This is a genomic window from Chryseobacterium populi (assembly GCF_000282115.1).
In the GTDB taxonomy this organism is placed as follows: domain Bacteria; phylum Bacteroidota; class Bacteroidia; order Flavobacteriales; family Weeksellaceae; genus Chryseobacterium; species Chryseobacterium populi.
Window position 1 is genome coordinate 25,366 of the sequence record NZ_AKJY01000003.1, and the last position, 15,673, is coordinate 41,038.

Sequence of the window (15,673 nt, forward strand, 5' to 3'; positions counted from 1 at the left end):
TTGTCGTATGAAAAAAAAATACTTTATTTCTGTTTGCCTGGTTTTAAGCAGCATGGGTGTAAATGCACAGTCTGAATTCAGATTACTTACCGGTTGGGGAACCCGCCTGTATGATATCAACAGCACTGGAAATGCTGTACATTCCGGGGGGTATTACAATTATTCCACAGATACAAGTACTCCGATAGAACCCGTTGCTGATGCTACCAACCGGCTGAATAATGCAGGAAATATAGCGGGAAGCATGCCTTTTGCAGCAACGGATGGCTCCAGCCTGAGCCAGGCAGCTTACCGGAAAGACGGAATCTGGACTGCTATCGGGTATTTTCCCGGAGACACGCCGGGAAACAGCTGGTTTGGAGACGCAAAAGGAATCTCAGCCAATAATGTCTATGTCGCCGGACAAATGACATCCGGCGGTGCAGGAAGCAGCTACCCTTTTATTTATAACACTGAAACCGGAACACTGACCAAGCTTACCGGAGACCTTCTGTATACCAATGGCCGCGGGGCTGATGTAAATGATAATGGGATCGTTGCCGGATGGGTAGACCGGGAAGATATTTTCGGAGCCGGAACTTTTAGGGTCCCTGCCTATTTTGATGCCGCCGGAGGTTTGCATTATATTGATTTCAGCACTCCGGAATACGGAGAAGCTGGTGATGTGAGTAATACCGGCCTGGTGGTAGGCTATAAAGGAAGCAAAGCTTTTATTTATAATACAAATACCAATGTTTACCAGGCATTTGATGCACCTGCCGGGTATACCGATGCTGTTTTTGTATCCGTTGCAGAGAATGGTGCTGCGGTAGGATATTGCGGAATGATCGGAGATCGGGAAGTGATCATTTACCATCCTTCTTTAGGCAGTACACCGGTTTTATTGACCAGTCTTCTGGCTTCTCAGAATATCTCAGTCAGTACTTTTGACGGAAAGCTCGGTACAGGAATGGGGATTTCGCCGGACGGTAAGTACATCTGCGGATTTGATAATTCGGTTCCACCTATATTTGCTGCAGGATGGATAGTTAAATTAGACAGTATATTGGGTACAACAGACTCTGTGCAAAATACTCCGTTTAATATTTATCCGAACCCGGTGCAGGATGTACTCCATATTTCCGGCGGAGAAACAATAAAATCACTGTTGATCTATGATGCAAGTGGAAAACTGGTTAAAAGTGATCTTTCAGTCAATGCTAAAAATAATACAATTGATTTATCCATGCTGAAAACAGGTGTATATATGGGAAGTATCGTTTTAAATAAAGGAAGTATTAAGACGTTTAAGTTCATTAAAAAATAGATTCGGCTAACGTAATTATTTTTAGCGTCAAAAAAAAATGGTAACCAGAATTAATCCGGTTACCATTTTACTTATTCATTGTGTTTTTCAGTGTCTATCTTGTCGTATAGCCACCGTTGGCAAAAATAGTCTGTCCGGTGATCCACCATCCGTCTGTTACTAAAAACTCTACTAACGGAGCGATGTCATTAATATGGGTTAATCCGCCTAATGCTGAAGCTGATTTGTGATAGGCTACTGCATCTTCGGTTTCCTGACCGTAGAAAAAAGGAGTATCCATTGGGCCCGGTGCAACAGCTGTAACCGAAATTCCCCTTGAACCGAATTCTTTAGAAGCTGCTCTTGTAAAATGCTCTACCGGAGCTTTGGCACCTGCATACGTAGAATATAATCCGGTATATGCAGCCAATAAAGAAGTTACGATCGTACAGATCCTGCCATTATCATTCAGTTTTTTACCTGCCTCCTGCAAGAAGAAATACGCTGATTTTGAGTTAACCCCGAACATCGTATCATATTCCACTTCCGTGGTTTCGGTAAACGGCTTTTTCAGGACCATCCCCACTGTATTGATGGCAACATCAACCCCACCGAAACGGGCAATTGCCTCATCAAAAAAACGGGTAATGTTTTCTATTTTGGTCAGATCTCCCTGGAATAAAAATGCTTCTGCTCCCAGAGCCTGTACTTCTTCCAGTGTTTTTTCACTTTCAGCTTTAGAGCTTTCGCTGTTATAGTGTATGGCTAATTTTGCTCCTTTTGCTGCAAAATCTTTACTTAATAATCCGCCAAGGTTTTTACCACCACCGGCGATTAATACTACTTTTCCTTTTACATTGTGTGTTGACATTATTAAACTTTTTAAATGTTGTAGTACAAAAATGGGCAATGAAAACCAGTTAAATATGGTGAACTTTCCGGGGATTTGTGATTAATTCCGAATTTCATACGTCATGAATAATAATGTCCCGTTTCTTAAAGTATCCTTTCAAGGCTTACATTACTTTCAGGTGTTCCCCCGAATGTGTAGCCGGATAAGGAAAATCCTTCATTATCAATGGTAATCCTGAAATTGACATCATTATTAATATCAAGGAATAAAACCGTGTCAGCAGAAGCCAGAAAGCTGTTGATACTAAAGAAAGCTGCATTGGAAGACATATACGCTTTTTCTTCACCATTCACTACAATGGCCACATTAATCCTTGTACCGGTAAAACCAACATTAATCCCATTGAAAAGTACATTAAAATTAATGCGGTAAAGCCCTTTCTGTCTTATACGGAAAGTATCCCCGGAATGGCGGATTGATAAATAATCTGAGAATTGGGAATTATTGACGGGAAAAGACAAAGGAAGGTTATTTGAACTGCACAGCAGAGAAATACAGCCGATAGAAGTCGCTTCAATTCTTGCCCGGCTCCAGGTTGTTGCTTTGCCCTGTGGGAAGAAGGCATGATTCCATGTAGTGCCGTCATACACTTTTGTAAATGCTGTATTCTTGTCGTACATCAGCATGGCTTCCATCGTAGAATCATCATCATATCCGTCAGCCTGAGATGAATTGTATTTCGGAAGGGCTGTGTTATTGGCAGCGGCTGGCAGTATCAGTACTTTTTGCCCGTCTGTATTCTGAAGTTCCAGCTGTGTATGGGAGCTGCTGAGGTTTCCGCCTCCTATGATGACCTGTGCATTCAGTATGTTGCATGCGAATATACTGAGCAATATATTTTTTTTCATTGTTTTAGTTTTAGATTTAAAAGATTATTTTAATTTCTGTACATTAATGAAGGTGTCTTTGTGATCAGTAGAATTGGAATAGGTGGAAATAAGCGAGCTTGTGGAAACTGAAGCTGCTAACCGGATCCTGCTGTTGGCCGGTAATGTAACGGTAGAAGAAACACTGGCACTTTTGTTTCCTGCCTGCCCGATATCAATGAAAATTCCGCCATACTGTAAGGTTTCCTTAAATGCTAAAGTAGACCAGGAAATCCCGTTATCATAGCTCACATCAAGGTTTACCCAATAAGATACATCCTGCCCCAGCCCTAAAATACTTGTCCCTGAAAATCCTACAACACCGGAAATATGATACAGGCCGGCTGCAGGGATCGTTACATAATCAGTACCTGTTGCAAGATTGAGATTGTTGACAAGCAGTTGAGGTCGGCTGTCAGCATTGGAAACAGGGATCACTTTTGTATTATTATTCCCGAATAGCTGGGTTAAATCACAGGTATTGACCCCAAGAAGTGAGACACAGGTCCAGCTTTCCGAACCTCCTGCCTTTCTGCGTGTTTCAAAAGGATTGTGAAAGCCTCCCAACTGAAGTGCCGGAACCCATACTGTTCCATCGTATTTATAATATTGCTTATCTTCCCGGTTATATAAAAGAGCGCCTTCAAGAGGTGCGGAATCATCGAAAAAGTCATCAGCCGCCGCATTGTATAAAGGGAAATTGCTTATCATATTGGCTTTGGTCAATAGGGCTCCTTTTAACGGGTTTTTAATATCCAGTAAAGCATTGATGTGTGGGGAACCTGCGGTTGTAGATATTAAAACCTGTGCTGAAACTGAAATTCCTGTTAATAAGGCAATGATGCTGCAGAAATATTTTTTAGTTTTCATTTCTTAAGTTTTTAAAGGTTACAATACTATTTTCTCAAAAATAAGCTCGGTGATTCCATTAGAACCACTTGAATTCTGAAAAGTAGCGGTGGAAGAAACGGGAAAAGAAACTCCGGCCTGCATAGAACCTTCCAGGCGTATTTTGTCACCTGCATTCAGCTGGGTTACAATAGAGCCGTTAAAAACGGTGGTATATCCAAGATTGTCATTATCATTGGTAAACGATTGCTCATCCAATGTGGTGAAAGTGGTAGGTGTGGCAGCACTGGCTTTTTGCAGCCTTAATCTGATCACCTGTGTGTTAAAACCTCCGAAAGCTGCATTAGATCTGTAAGTGATTCTATACAGTCCGACAGCATTTACCGTGACTACATTGGAGGCAAGGCTGAGGTTCATAAGGCTTCCTGTAAAATCTGAGGTACCATTGGAAATCAAAGGGATAACCGCCCTGTTGTCAGAGCACCCCAGTAAGGAAGTACAGGCTGGTAATGCAAAAGAAACGGTCCGGGAAAAATGGGCCAGGTATTGTGGTTTGGTTTCCACTACGTAATCATATACACTCTGCCAGTTGGTACCGTCATGTTCGTATATTGAAGCATTGTTTCTACTGTAGACAATAGCACCTTTAAATCCCTCATCGTTATCCGGATCTGTGGCACTGTTTATCTGTGGTACCCTGGGTAACAACACTGCGGAAGCAGGAACTGTTGATTTCACATCCAGTATGGCGTCGGGATGTGGCTGATGGTTACTGGGATCCCTGGAAATGCCTATTTGTGCATATATTCCGATTCCTGTGATACAGAGCAGTACATTGTATAGTTTTTTCATGATTTATTTTTTTGAGGAAACATTCATTTCGGGTCGGTACTTATGGAGCCACTTGTGTAAAGTGGTCTTAGGAATTTTATATTCATCAATCACTTGCTTTTTGGTCATATGATTGTTGATGATACGCTCAATAATAAAATCGATTACTTCTTTGGTGTAAATATTCTTCCGGAATGACGGCAGACTGGTTTTTGACTTTTCAGGAGCTTCTGTTTGCCTTTTCTGCGGGGCATACAGCAGCAGATGCTGAGAATAGATCCTGAATAAATCGTATTCTAATAATTTGCACCATTTGAGAAGAAGGTCGGTATCCATAGATTGGGCTTCATACATTGCTTTTATTTCTGCTTCAGAGCATTTAAGGAAATTACAGATACGTAATGTGTGGATGTCGGATTCCTTTACTTTCCGTTTGATGACAGAGCCTATATGTATATTTTTGTAGAGCATCTCTTTCAGGATTTAGGTTGGCACTTTAAGTATTGAAAATGTTTTATTCTTAGAGTCATAAATCACATGGATTCAGATGTATGTAACGGTACAAACCTATCCCATTATCCTTCTTTTTACAAGAGGATATTGTGCGTAATTCAGAAAACCGACAGGTATAATTCGGAATTACATACACCTGTTTTCAACCTTAGTATTAGCTGTATTAATAGGTTTTGAGAAAATATGAAGGGAATGATGAAGTTGCTGAAGTTATTTCAGAAACTTTTCTGGTTTGTTTTTTTGTAACTGAAAATAGCCGGGCTATTTTCATAGCAGCTCCTGCTTTGAATAGCATGGTGTTCGGAGCAATCTGTGGCCGGGTAGTCAGGAAACGCTGCTTTACATAATGAATGGCTTCCTTGATCTGGTCCGCCTGAATAAAGGTATTCAACCGGGTTTGAAGCTCTGCAACAGGATGCTCAAAGGTAAATAGCTTGTTTTTACTGGAAGGCAGCTCCAACAGATCGAAGACCATCCATGGATAACACCGGATGCCGATAATTTCAAAATGATTTTTGGTATAAAAAGTAACCGGATTATTGAGTAATCCTACCATAAAAGGTGACGGCAATATCAGAAACACTTTATGGCCTCCTGAAGTTCTTCAGGAGGCCCAAATTCTTGATGTAGTGTTTTAAAAGACAACCTATTTTGAGTTACGGATAGACTTATATTTTATACTTCAGTGTCTCATAGTTTGAAACTAATGGCAGTATAGGAATAAAACCTTAATATCAAACCGCAAAAAAATGGCTTAAGAGATAAATACTCATTAAGCCAAACTGATAATTCAATAGCTGAAATATCCACCTATCCACATTCTTTTATTATTGCTGAGTTCCCTGGAAAAGATATATGATATCGGTTGCAGAAGTTTTCTGCGTGCTTACCGTTAACGCTTTTGTCGACATGAGATAGCTTATGCTTCCCTCACTGTCAGAGCCTACGATTGATACACCTATCGAATTTACTGCACTTAATGTTTTAGTGGTTACAGATGAATAAGCTTCACCTGTTTTAGCCTGAACCTTAACATGCGAATTGTCTACTTTTGATACAGTTATGATGGCATTATAATAATCTTGTCCGCCAATATTCAGGGTACCCTTAAAAGTACCGGTTACTGCATTAATGCTGTTATCCGGTGCCGGATTGGAATCATCGTCATCATTGCTGCAGCTGACAAAAACCGCACCGATAAAAAGGATTAAAAAAAGTTTGTACATCCATTTGTGAATTCTGATTACATTCATAATTTTTAAATTTATTTTTTTGTTTTTTGATGGTATATATGCATCTGATTGGTGAGTCAAATTTGAGGAAACTATAACCGGACAGGAAAAAAAATCTACCAACGGAAAGATGGAGTCTATAAAAGATATCAATTAAAAAAGCCTGCGTTGGGAAGCAGGCTAAAAATCACAGTTGGCAAAAAATAATTGATATGAAAAAACACTATGATATTTTATTTTTTTTGAAATATTATTTAATGAATATCCCAGAACACTCTGGTAGTAAGCTTATCTCCACCAATGGCAGCAGCGGCCTTGGCATAATTGGTTCCGTTGGTGGTTGCTTCTAAAGTAGGATACTGCAACCTTACAGGGACTTTTCCATCTGCATTGTTGATCGCAGTGGGTGGAGCCTGTAACTCAGGATAATCAAGGCGGCGGTAAAAATTCCATGAGATTACAGGATGATTATACATTGCAATCCAGGCCTGTTCGCCGATAGATTTTTTCCAGTTTGAAGAATTGTAGGGATGACTGGCAATATAATTCTGTGCATCCTGCACAGAATATCCCCATTCTGAAAAAGATGCCTGAACTGCATTTTTATAAAGTGCTTCGGGATTGCCGCCAATTCCGAATCTTGCAGCTGCTTCAGCGAGATAAAAAGTGACTTCCGTATAAGTGATGAGGTTGCCGGGAGTAACCGGAGTGTATGCAAAGATGCCTGGTGCCGAAAAATCTGAAAACTCCCCGGGTAAGCCGATTGCCTGACCTATATACATTCCGTTCACAGTCTGGAAATATTTGGATATTCGCGGATCTGCAGTGGTATTCAGAAAGTCAATGAAAGGTTTTCCTCCAAAAAAATCATTACGGTTATTATTGGCAACATTTTCAAAAATAGGACTGAAATTAGGGGTTTCAGCCAGGTATCTGAAAATACAGCTCTGGGATTCATCAGAAATAATTCCCCCTGAAATAGCAGTATTAATAGTGGTTTGAGAAAGTGAAGGATTGACATCAGCAATGGTAATGCCCAGTTTCAGAAGAAGGGAGTTGCCGAATTTTTTCCACTTTGTAATATCTCCGCCGTATAAAATATCTCCAGTCCCAAAAGTTCCTTCCCCATCCTGCAGCTTGTTGATATCAATTTTTAAACGGGAAATAAGACTTTCATAAATCTGGGTGTCATTATCATAGCCCGGAAGAGGAAACTGATTGTTATTGAGAGCCTGGCTGTAAGGAATATCCCCGAAAGTATCTGCCAAAGTCTGAAAAGTGTAGACGGAAAGCATATCGATAATTGCCAGTTGGTTTTGTTTTTTTGCAGGCCAGGTACTTACTTCCGAAGGTACCGGCTGATACTGCTCGATCAGCTGTTTTGCTTTATTGAGGTTATTGAGAACGTTTACATAATTATCTCCCCAGACGTTGTTTGAAACATTTCTTGCTGTAAAATTGTAATTGCTCTCGTTGACATAGATCGCTTCCTGCCAGTACTGCATTGTAAGACGGAAATTGTTTTCATTGACACTCGGGGTGTTCATATAATCGCTCAGTTCTTTTTCGGCATACGTAATAAGGGTTTCAGGTATTGTATTGTAGGTTACATTGGGATCTGTATTCACATCATCCGGCGTACAGCCGGTCATTAGCAATGCTAAAATGGAACTTATGATAATGGTATTTTTCATGATAATCGTTTTTAAAAATTAACTTTCAGGTTGAAGGAGAAATTCTTTGTAGAGGGCATTACTCCCGATTGATATCCCTGGATATTTCCCGAAGAAAGACCTGCTTCCGGATCAGCATAAGGCAGGTTTTTATGGATAATCCAGAGATTGCTTCCTACAAGGCCAAGGGTAAGGCTTTGAATTCCAGTATTTCCTAAAGATTTTTTGTCAAATGTATAAGAAACGGATACCTGGCGCAGCTTTATGAAGCTTGCATCATATACAAATGCTGCTGCAGGCGGATCTGTTTCAAGGCTCTGACTGGAGATGGAGCGGTCCAGGCGGATGGTATTGGGAATATAATGTCCCGGATTGTTGGGATCCTCCATCACGCCGGGTAAAATCACCCCGCCACCATTGGCAAGCGTATTTCTGATAGGGTTTCCGAGATCGTTCAGACCTACAGAATCAGGTTGCAGACCGGTTCCGTAAGCATAATATTGGTCTAAAGAAAATATATCTCCTCCTTTCCTCCAATCGATCTGGAAGCTCAGGTTAAAATTTTTATAAGTAAAGGAGTTGTTTAATCCTGCAAAAAAATCCGCCTGAAAATTACCCAGTTTGTGATTGGTATCATCGGTATGAAGATAGGCTCCGTTTTCCCCTACGATTTTATTTCCGCCGGAGTCATACACAAAATCAGCTCCCCAGATGCTTCCGTAATCTTCATTGAGCGGTGCATTGATGGTAACTCCGCCCTGTAAAGAGCCTATAGTAATATTTTCAATCCCTTCCCGCAAAGCGGTAACCCTGGTTTTAGGATTTGACCAGTTGATCCCCAGATCCCAGGTGAAATCTTTTGATTTTAAAGGAATCATATTTAAGGAAACTTCAAATCCTTTCGTGGTAAGCTCGCCCGTATTCTGAATTTTACTTCCTGAACCGTTGGCGAGAGAAATAGGAAGCGGAAGAATCTGGTCAAATGCAATATTTCTAAACCATGCCAGATCAAAACCAATTCTATTTTTGAAAAACTGCATATTGGTTCCGACCTCAAGATTTTTTAATTTTTGTGGAATAAGATCTGCATTTCTCAATGTCGTATTGTAGGAATAAACCGGGTTATTTCCAAAAGAAGACTGTACAATAAACCGGTTTCTCAGCTGGTCTGCATTAGTGTCTGAGCCTACTTCTGCATAAGCCGCCCTGAATTTTCCGAAGCTCAGCCATTTTTGCTTTAGCAGATTGGAAAATACCACACTTGCAGAGACGGAAGGATAGTAATAGGCCTCTTTTCCTTCAGGCAGTGAACTGGACTGATCTCTTCTGAAAGTTCCTTCAAGATAATAGGTGTTTTTATATCCTAAAGATGCCTGGACAAATGCTCCGTAAATATATTTTGAGGTATCTGTAATGATCGGTTTTGCAGGGGTTGCTGCAGAATTGGAAATAGTATAAAGTCCCGGGATATACAATCCGCCTGATGTCGTTTGTGCATTGGAATAATTGGACTGGACATTAATATTTCCGCCTAATAATGCCTGAATATTAAAATCTTCACCGATGTTCTTTTTGTAAGTAGCAATGAGATCATAATTGGTTTCAGTAAAGCGAAGATTGGTCACTGCATATCCTGAAGGCTGTTCGATGGGATTAAAACTGAAAAAGGCTGGGATGGAACCTTCTGCTCTTCTTTCTTCAATCATCATCGTATATCCGTCGATGCCTACCCTACCCAGAATATTGAGATTTTTTGAAACATCATAATTCAGGCTGAAATTTCCCGCAAAACGCTCTCTTTTATCGTTCTGATAATTTTTATAACGGCTGAAATAAGGGTTGTCCCAGAAGCTTGGAGCCAGGTCGCTGGTTGATTTGATGTTCCAAGTATAGTTTTTATCAAATGTTTCATACAGGTATTTCTGATACTGGATATCAATATTCGTCGGCCACCACTGCCGGAAATTTCCCATAAGATTATCAGTGTAGCCTGTAGAGTTTCTTCCTTTCGTGTTCTGGGTAATATAATTGGCAAAAATAGAGGCAGTAAGGTTATCTGTAATTTTGTAAGAGGCATTTCCTCCGAAATTGTTTTTGATCAAAGAAGAATTGGGGAGGATGTCAGTTGCATTGGTATTGGAATAGCTCAGCCTGAAGGTTGCTTTTTCGTCTCCGCCACTTAACGCAATATTATTGGTCTGGTTTATTGCCTTTTCAAAAAATGTGATCGGTCCGTTTTTCGCCATTACCCAAGGTGTTTTCTTACCGGAATTGCGTGAATCGGGAATGAAGGCATCATATTGCCATACCATAAGATTCGGGTCATAAGGAGCCCCGTAAGAAGCATCATGGGAGAAAAAAGCTCTGGGCCCGTTCTGATAGGTTGCAAAAACATTTCCGAAATAACCTTGTCCATATTCTGTCTGGTATTCAGTGAAAGTAGATTTGTCAATGGTAGAAACAGAGAAGCTTCCGCTGTATTCGAGGCCGATCCCTTTGGCGTTTTTCTTTCCTTTCTTGGTTGTGATGATAATTGCCCCGTTCTGAGCCCGTGAGCCATATAAAGCTGTGGCAGCAGCTCCTTTTAAAACATTCACTGTTTCAATGTCGTTGGGATTGATGTCTGAGACAGGACTTCCGTAATCATACCCGCCACCTCCGTTCTGTTGAAATGCTGTATTGATATTTCTGTTGATAACAGGAACTCCGTCAACAACAAAAAGAGCCTGGTTATCTCCTAAAATAGACTTATAACCTCTGGAAACTGCATTTACCGAGCCTCCGAAATTAGTAGACTGCTTGATCTCAAGGCCTGCCACTTTCCCGGAGAGGTTATTAAGGAAGTTGGTGGTGGGATTTTTATTGATATCCTCACCTTTTACTTCCTGTGTGGAATATCCAAGGGATCTTTTTTCTCTTTTTATTCCTAAAGCTGTTACTACCACGCCTTCTATATCCTGGGTTTTAAGGGTATCCTGCTTTTCCTGACTGAAAAATAGCTCTTGCCCCATAAAAAATGCGACACCGGCACTCAGAAGCTTTAATTTATATTTCATAATTATTGATTTTTAACTGTTAATCAAAATTCAATAATTGTCAACATTGTGTGAAAAAATATATATCAACAGCAGATTATGGTCTATAAAATAAAAACACCCGGATAACAGGTGCTTTTTGCAGATGATATTATTTAAAATTCTATCAAGGGCTTGTAAGTTCGGCCGATAGGAAGCTTTTTGCCATTGATCTGAATCATGTTGGCCGATTTTACTTCAATTTTCGATCTGGAGATAATGTAGGATTTATGAATACGGAGAAATAGATTGGGATTTAAACTTTCTTCTATTTTGCTGATCGGCATTTTGATGGTGAAGGTTTCTGCTTTTGTATGGATGCTGATGTATTCTCTCAGGCTTTCAATATAAAAAATGTCCTGCAGGGTTATTCTGATCTGTTTTTTCCCGCTGCTGATAAAAATATGGTCACGGTCTGCTATTTCGAGCAATGCATCCTCTACTTCCATCAGATGTTTAAATTTACCGGTAGCTGTAAGGAACCTGCTGTAAGGGATGGGCTTCATGAGGTAATCTACAATATCAAGCTCATAGCCTTCTAAAGCATATTGATGATAAGCTGTGGTAACAATCACGAAGGGCGGATTTTTTATTTTTCTCAGAAAATCAAATCCTTTTATGACAGGAAGGTTAAGATCCAGGAAAATGAGATCAACGTCATGGATGCTTAAAAGGCTGCTTGCATAAACGGCATCGGCACATTTTCCTACAAGATTCAGTTCTTTATCCTGGGAAACGAAATTTTCGAGAATTTCTGCTGCAATAGGCTCGTCTTCTACAATGATGCAGTTGTATTTTTTAGATGCTGAATGGGTCATTAAAGTCGATGGTTAGTTTTACAATATATCTGTCACTTTTATCCTCCACAATAAGCATATGGCCGGGATAAATTAATTCAAGCTGTCTGCGGATGTTTTTCAATCCTATTTTGGTTGAATTTCCGTTGGGTCTTTCTTCTTTGGAGTTTTCAATACAATATTCAAGGATTCCGTTTTTCAGTTTGATATCAATGCTGATGAAAGTATTGCCAAGACTTTCGGAAACTCCATGTTTAAAAGCATTTTCAACAAACTGAATCAAAATAAGAGGTGAGATTTCCTGTGTGGGATGATCAATGTTTTCATGAAAGTTTACGGTAAGATGACGGTGGCGGATTTTCTGAATCTGTATGAAATCTTTAATGTTTTCTATGTCTTTTTCAACGGAAATGCTTTTTTCTGCCGCTTCGTAGATATTGTACCTCATTATTTTTGAAAGCTGCAGAATGACATCGGGGGTTTCATCCGCTTTTTTCAAGGCCATTCCGTAGATATTATTGAGGGTATTGAAAAGAAAATGAGGGTTGATCTGGGCTTTCAGCATGGTGAGCTCCTGGTCGAGTTTCTCGGATTTAAGTTTTGAGATCTGATCTTTCAGCAGGTTTTTCTGTCTTGTAATTTCAATCCCGAATATCAGACCTACCATAAAAATAAGATCCATAAATGAATTGAATGCTACCAATCCGTTAATGAATCCGGAAGGCTGTTTGCCATCCAGAGTTTCTATCACTCCGTAGATATGGGGATAAATAATATAGTGGGTAAAAAACCGGTGAGCCAATACGGCAATAATAAAAATAATGATACAGAGAATATACTTCAGAAGCTTATTGATATTCAGCTTTTCGTAAACGTACAGTAAAGAATAAGCCAGTGGGATTTTAACCATAAAATATCCCAGCTCCAGAAAAAGAGAATTCTGAAGCCTTAGCTGCCATCTGAACTCCGGAAACTGATACCTTGACCAGTAAAAATCAAGATAAACCTCCAGAATATAATACAATATCCAGAAGAGCAGATGAATAGATAATTTTGACTGTATATTGGGTTTCAAGCTGAATATGATTTAAAATTACAAAGTAATACCTTTCAACTCAATATAAAAAGATAAAAGCTACGAAATCAAAGCATTTGTCTACAAACGACCCGTTTTTTTGCGGGGAAATGAAATACCAGGAAACATAAGATTTAAAAAACTGAAAATAAGCAGGAAATTAAATTCAACTCCGTTGGTACCGCCCCCTACTACAAACCAGCCGTTTTGCCAGTGAACGTAATAGATCCCGAAAATAAAAATCAAAATATTGCATATGGCAACCGGCTTAATATATCGGTCTGACCAAAGCAACGGAACTGAAATCAGATGGGTTAATTTAACTGCCCAAGCGACATAAAGTCCAAGCGGTCTAAAGCCAATGCTGTTCAGAAACTGAAGCCCAAAATTGTTGACATCACCACTGAATATGGAAATCACACTATGCATCAGCAGGATCACTGACAGCGCCAGACGAAGGAAGAAACTCTTTTTCATGAAATCAAAAATATGAAATCGGGAAAAGAAGAAATGAGTACAATATATCAACGGCTTTTACGGGTATACAAAAGAGATTTTACGGGTATTGGGTTTAGCTTTCTTAACTGTAATGATTACATTTCTGATGAAAATATTGGCTTTTTAAATAACAAAAGGCATAAAATATGCATGATTTTAATTAATTTTATTGGTTATTGCCATTATTGTCATTCTTTATAATATTATTACGGGCAGAAAACCTCTTGATTGATAAAATTTGAAAAGTAAAACTAAAACGTAAACTATGGCACAAGTGAATTTTAACGAAGACGATTTTATAAGAACGGAAGATGGTAATTATGAAATTGAGTATACAATAAATGAAATTGGATTAGGATCCAACTTAATTGTAGAAAGAAAGCAGGCAGACGGAAATTATGAAGTTGTGACTGCTGAAATAACAAGAAAAGATGACTCTGTTTTTATTGTCTGGAGTGAACCTTTCAACGGCAGACTTATTTTTGAAAAATAAATAAACTTCCCTGCTTTTTAGTGGGGACTTTTATTTCAGGATTAAAAGGGTGAGATTATATTCACTTATTATATTTTCGTTATGGATCAGATGAGTTTATTTAATGCAGATGAGTCCCCGCTCCTGACAGCCTGGTATGGTGATGAGGGGAAACGTTACCACCTGGCTGGTCATGATATCATGAAAGGTGACCTCCAGCTGCATTGGGAACATCGTATTGCCAAATCTTCAAAGGTTAGGCAGCCCCGTATTAATCTTACTTTCCGCTTAATTCGGGAAATATAGAATGATAGGTTTTTTCTTCTTTCTGATATTCTGCTTCCACTCCTTTTACTAAAAATGAATTTTTAAGAATAGTACTTTCTTCCTCAATGGCTTGCAAACAGGCGTAGGTCATAGCAGATACAATCTGGGCACCTGTTAATTCGTAATGGGATGCCAGCTGGTTTAAAATATCCGGATCTTCCAGAGTAATATTGGTGGGAAGAATGTTCTCCCACAGCTGTAGTCTTTCTACTGCACTGGGTTTGTTATAACTGATCAGGCAATTAAAACGGCGTAAAAAAGCATCATCAATATTATTTTTAAAATTGGAGGTAAGAATAATTAATCCGTTAAAATTTTCGACTCTTTGTAATAAATAGCTTACTTCCTGGTTGGCATAGCGGTCGTTGGAAGATTTAGTCTGTGTTCTTTTCCCAAATAAAGCATCTGCTTCATCAAAGATCAGGATCCAGTTTTTATTTTCGGCCTGGGTAAATATTTTTTCCAGGTTTTTTTCTGTTTCACCGATGTATTTGGAAACAACCTGTGATAAATCTATCCGGTAGACTTCCCGTTGAAATTCCTTGCCCAATAAAGTGGCTGTAAGGGTTTTTCCAGTTCCCGAAGGTCCGTACAATAAAGCCCTGTACCCTGGGAGAATGTGTTTTCCCATCCCCCAGTTTTCGCGTAAAGTCCGGTGATGCTTTACCCAAAGCCTTATCTGATGGATCTGCTCCTGTATGACAGGATTCACAACCAGGTCTTTCCATTCCAATTGAGTAAAAACTTCTTTAGCGGGAAAATCAGGACTGAATTTCGGTTTCAGTTTTTCACCATATAAGAGCAGGTGTATGGTTTCCGGCTTTAAAATAATCCGCCCGCTCATCAGGGGTTCGCCTTCTTTTACAGCATCTAGTGTCATGATCTGCTCTTTAAAAAACCAATGGGAAGGATCAAATAACTGCTGGATTTTCAAACGGTTTTCTATATTTTCATGGGCTAAAATATACTGAACGGTTTCTCCGGTAGGCAACATTCCCCTGTGATTTTCCAGACGGACACCACCCAGCTCGGGGAATTCGCCACCTTCAGGATAAAGCACCTTAATGATATCATCAAAAAAATGAGGCAGCACATGAGGGACCAATGCCATCAATAGAATAGCGGCTTCTTCATGAGTGGTTTCCCTGTTCAAAACTTCTGAGAAATAATGATGAAAGGATATTTCCGGATTGTTTTGACCGGGAGCCAGAGCGTTGATGATGTATTTTTTTAAATCTGTAAAAAGCATACTCTTTATTTTTTAATGG

General features: G+C 39.5%; 15 protein-coding genes. 2 read left to right on the forward strand and 13 right to left on the reverse strand.

The genetic code is table 11. The annotated features are described in order from the left end of the window. Window positions 1-7 precede the first annotated feature (7 nt). Window positions 8-1,306, forward strand: a complete 1,299-nt coding sequence (locus PMI13_RS01065; RefSeq protein WP_007839728.1) for a T9SS type A sorting domain-containing protein — start codon at window positions 8-10, stop codon at window positions 1,304-1,306. A gap of 94 nt (window positions 1,307-1,400) precedes the next feature. Here the strand turns inward: PMI13_RS01065 and PMI13_RS01070 are convergent, their stop codons facing one another. The 12 genes from PMI13_RS01070 to PMI13_RS01125 all read right to left on the reverse strand — a co-directional run bounded on the left by PMI13_RS01070 (window position 1,401) and on the right by PMI13_RS01125 (window position 13,585). Then, complete coding sequence (locus PMI13_RS01070) at window positions 1,401-2,156, reverse strand: SDR family oxidoreductase (RefSeq protein WP_007839731.1); 756 nt, start codon at window positions 2,154-2,156, stop codon at window positions 1,401-1,403. A gap of 125 nt (window positions 2,157-2,281) precedes the next feature. Beyond that, on the reverse strand, window positions 2,282-3,046 hold the full coding sequence (locus tag PMI13_RS01075) for a hypothetical protein (RefSeq protein ID WP_007839732.1): 765 nt from the start codon (window positions 3,044-3,046) through the stop codon (window positions 2,282-2,284). 24 nt (window positions 3,047-3,070) lie between these two features. Next, complete coding sequence (locus tag PMI13_RS01080) at window positions 3,071-3,934, reverse strand: hypothetical protein (RefSeq protein WP_007839734.1); 864 nt, start codon at window positions 3,932-3,934, stop codon at window positions 3,071-3,073. 18 nt (window positions 3,935-3,952) lie between these two features. Beyond that, entirely contained in the window at window positions 3,953-4,765 is an 813-nt protein-coding gene (locus tag PMI13_RS01085; protein WP_007839736.1) for a hypothetical protein, read from the reverse strand. Between the two features lie 3 nt (window positions 4,766-4,768). Continuing rightward, complete coding sequence (locus PMI13_RS01090; RefSeq protein ID WP_007839738.1) at window positions 4,769-5,215, reverse strand: hypothetical protein; 447 nt, start codon at window positions 5,213-5,215, stop codon at window positions 4,769-4,771. Window positions 5,216-5,420: 205 nt separating this feature from the next. Then, window positions 5,421-5,840 (reverse strand): hypothetical protein, encoded by a 420-nt coding sequence (locus PMI13_RS01095; protein ID WP_156104415.1) that lies wholly within the window; start codon window positions 5,838-5,840, stop codon window positions 5,421-5,423. Window positions 5,841-6,084: 244 nt separating this feature from the next. Continuing rightward, on the reverse strand, window positions 6,085-6,510 hold the full coding sequence (locus PMI13_RS01100; RefSeq protein WP_007839742.1) for a hypothetical protein: 426 nt from the start codon (window positions 6,508-6,510) through the stop codon (window positions 6,085-6,087). A 233-nt stretch (window positions 6,511-6,743) separates the two neighbouring features. After that, the gene (locus tag PMI13_RS01105; protein ID WP_007839744.1) at window positions 6,744-8,183 is read right to left on the reverse strand and encodes a SusD/RagB family nutrient-binding outer membrane lipoprotein; all 1,440 of its coding nucleotides are present in this window, start codon (window positions 8,181-8,183) and stop codon (window positions 6,744-6,746) included. Between the two features lie 11 nt (window positions 8,184-8,194). Then, complete coding sequence (locus tag PMI13_RS01110; RefSeq protein WP_007839746.1) at window positions 8,195-11,218, reverse strand: SusC/RagA family TonB-linked outer membrane protein; 3,024 nt, start codon at window positions 11,216-11,218, stop codon at window positions 8,195-8,197. 134 nt (window positions 11,219-11,352) lie between these two features. Continuing rightward, a complete protein-coding gene (locus PMI13_RS01115; RefSeq protein ID WP_007839748.1) occupies window positions 11,353-12,054 on the reverse strand; it encodes a LytR/AlgR family response regulator transcription factor in 702 nt (233 codons plus the stop codon). Next, on the reverse strand, window positions 12,035-13,108 hold the full coding sequence (locus PMI13_RS01120) for a sensor histidine kinase (protein WP_007839750.1): 1,074 nt from the start codon (window positions 13,106-13,108) through the stop codon (window positions 12,035-12,037). The genes PMI13_RS01115 and PMI13_RS01120 overlap by 20 nt, the downstream gene beginning before the upstream one ends. Window positions 13,109-13,189: 81 nt before the next feature. Then, entirely contained in the window at window positions 13,190-13,585 is a 396-nt protein-coding gene (locus tag PMI13_RS01125; RefSeq protein ID WP_007839752.1) for a DoxX family protein, read from the reverse strand. Between the two features lie 286 nt (window positions 13,586-13,871). Between PMI13_RS01125 and PMI13_RS01130 the strand changes: the two genes are divergently transcribed. Further along, window positions 13,872-14,099: a hypothetical protein gene (locus tag PMI13_RS01130; RefSeq protein WP_007839753.1), complete on the forward strand. Its 228-nt coding sequence runs from the start codon at window positions 13,872-13,874 to the stop codon at window positions 14,097-14,099. Between the two features lie 256 nt (window positions 14,100-14,355). On the opposite strand, the gene PMI13_RS01140 is transcribed toward PMI13_RS01130, so the two are convergent. Then, a complete protein-coding gene (locus tag PMI13_RS01140) occupies window positions 14,356-15,654 on the reverse strand; it encodes an ATP-binding protein (RefSeq protein ID WP_007839756.1) in 1,299 nt (432 codons plus the stop codon). Window positions 15,655-15,673 lie beyond the last annotated feature (19 nt).

Coding starts and splice junctions, on each gene's coding strand:
- PMI13_RS01065 (WP_007839728.1), top strand. CDS start 8: ATGAAAAAAAAATACTTTATTTCTGTTTGCCTGGTTTTAAGCAGCATG.
- PMI13_RS01070 (WP_007839731.1), bottom strand. CDS start 2,156: ATGTCAACACACAATGTAAAAGGAAAAGTAGTATTAATCGCCGGTGGT.
- PMI13_RS01075 (WP_007839732.1), bottom strand. CDS start 3,046: ATGAAAAAAAATATATTGCTCAGTATATTCGCATGCAACATACTGAAT.
- PMI13_RS01080 (WP_007839734.1), bottom strand. CDS start 3,934: ATGAAAACTAAAAAATATTTCTGCAGCATCATTGCCTTATTAACAGGA.
- PMI13_RS01085 (WP_007839736.1), bottom strand. CDS start 4,765: ATGAAAAAACTATACAATGTACTGCTCTGTATCACAGGAATCGGAATA.
- PMI13_RS01090 (WP_007839738.1), bottom strand. CDS start 5,215: ATGCTCTACAAAAATATACATATAGGCTCTGTCATCAAACGGAAAGTA.
- PMI13_RS01100 (WP_007839742.1), bottom strand. CDS start 6,510: ATGAATGTAATCAGAATTCACAAATGGATGTACAAACTTTTTTTAATC.
- PMI13_RS01105 (WP_007839744.1), bottom strand. CDS start 8,183: ATGAAAAATACCATTATCATAAGTTCCATTTTAGCATTGCTAATGACC.
- PMI13_RS01110 (WP_007839746.1), bottom strand. CDS start 11,218: ATGAAATATAAATTAAAGCTTCTGAGTGCCGGTGTCGCATTTTTTATG.
- PMI13_RS01115 (WP_007839748.1), bottom strand. CDS start 12,054: ATGACCCATTCAGCATCTAAAAAATACAACTGCATCATTGTAGAAGAC.
- PMI13_RS01125 (WP_007839752.1), bottom strand. CDS start 13,585: ATGAAAAAGAGTTTCTTCCTTCGTCTGGCGCTGTCAGTGATCCTGCTG.
- PMI13_RS01130 (WP_007839753.1), top strand. CDS start 13,872: ATGGCACAAGTGAATTTTAACGAAGACGATTTTATAAGAACGGAAGAT.
- PMI13_RS01140 (WP_007839756.1), bottom strand. CDS start 15,654: ATGCTTTTTACAGATTTAAAAAAATACATCATCAACGCTCTGGCTCCC.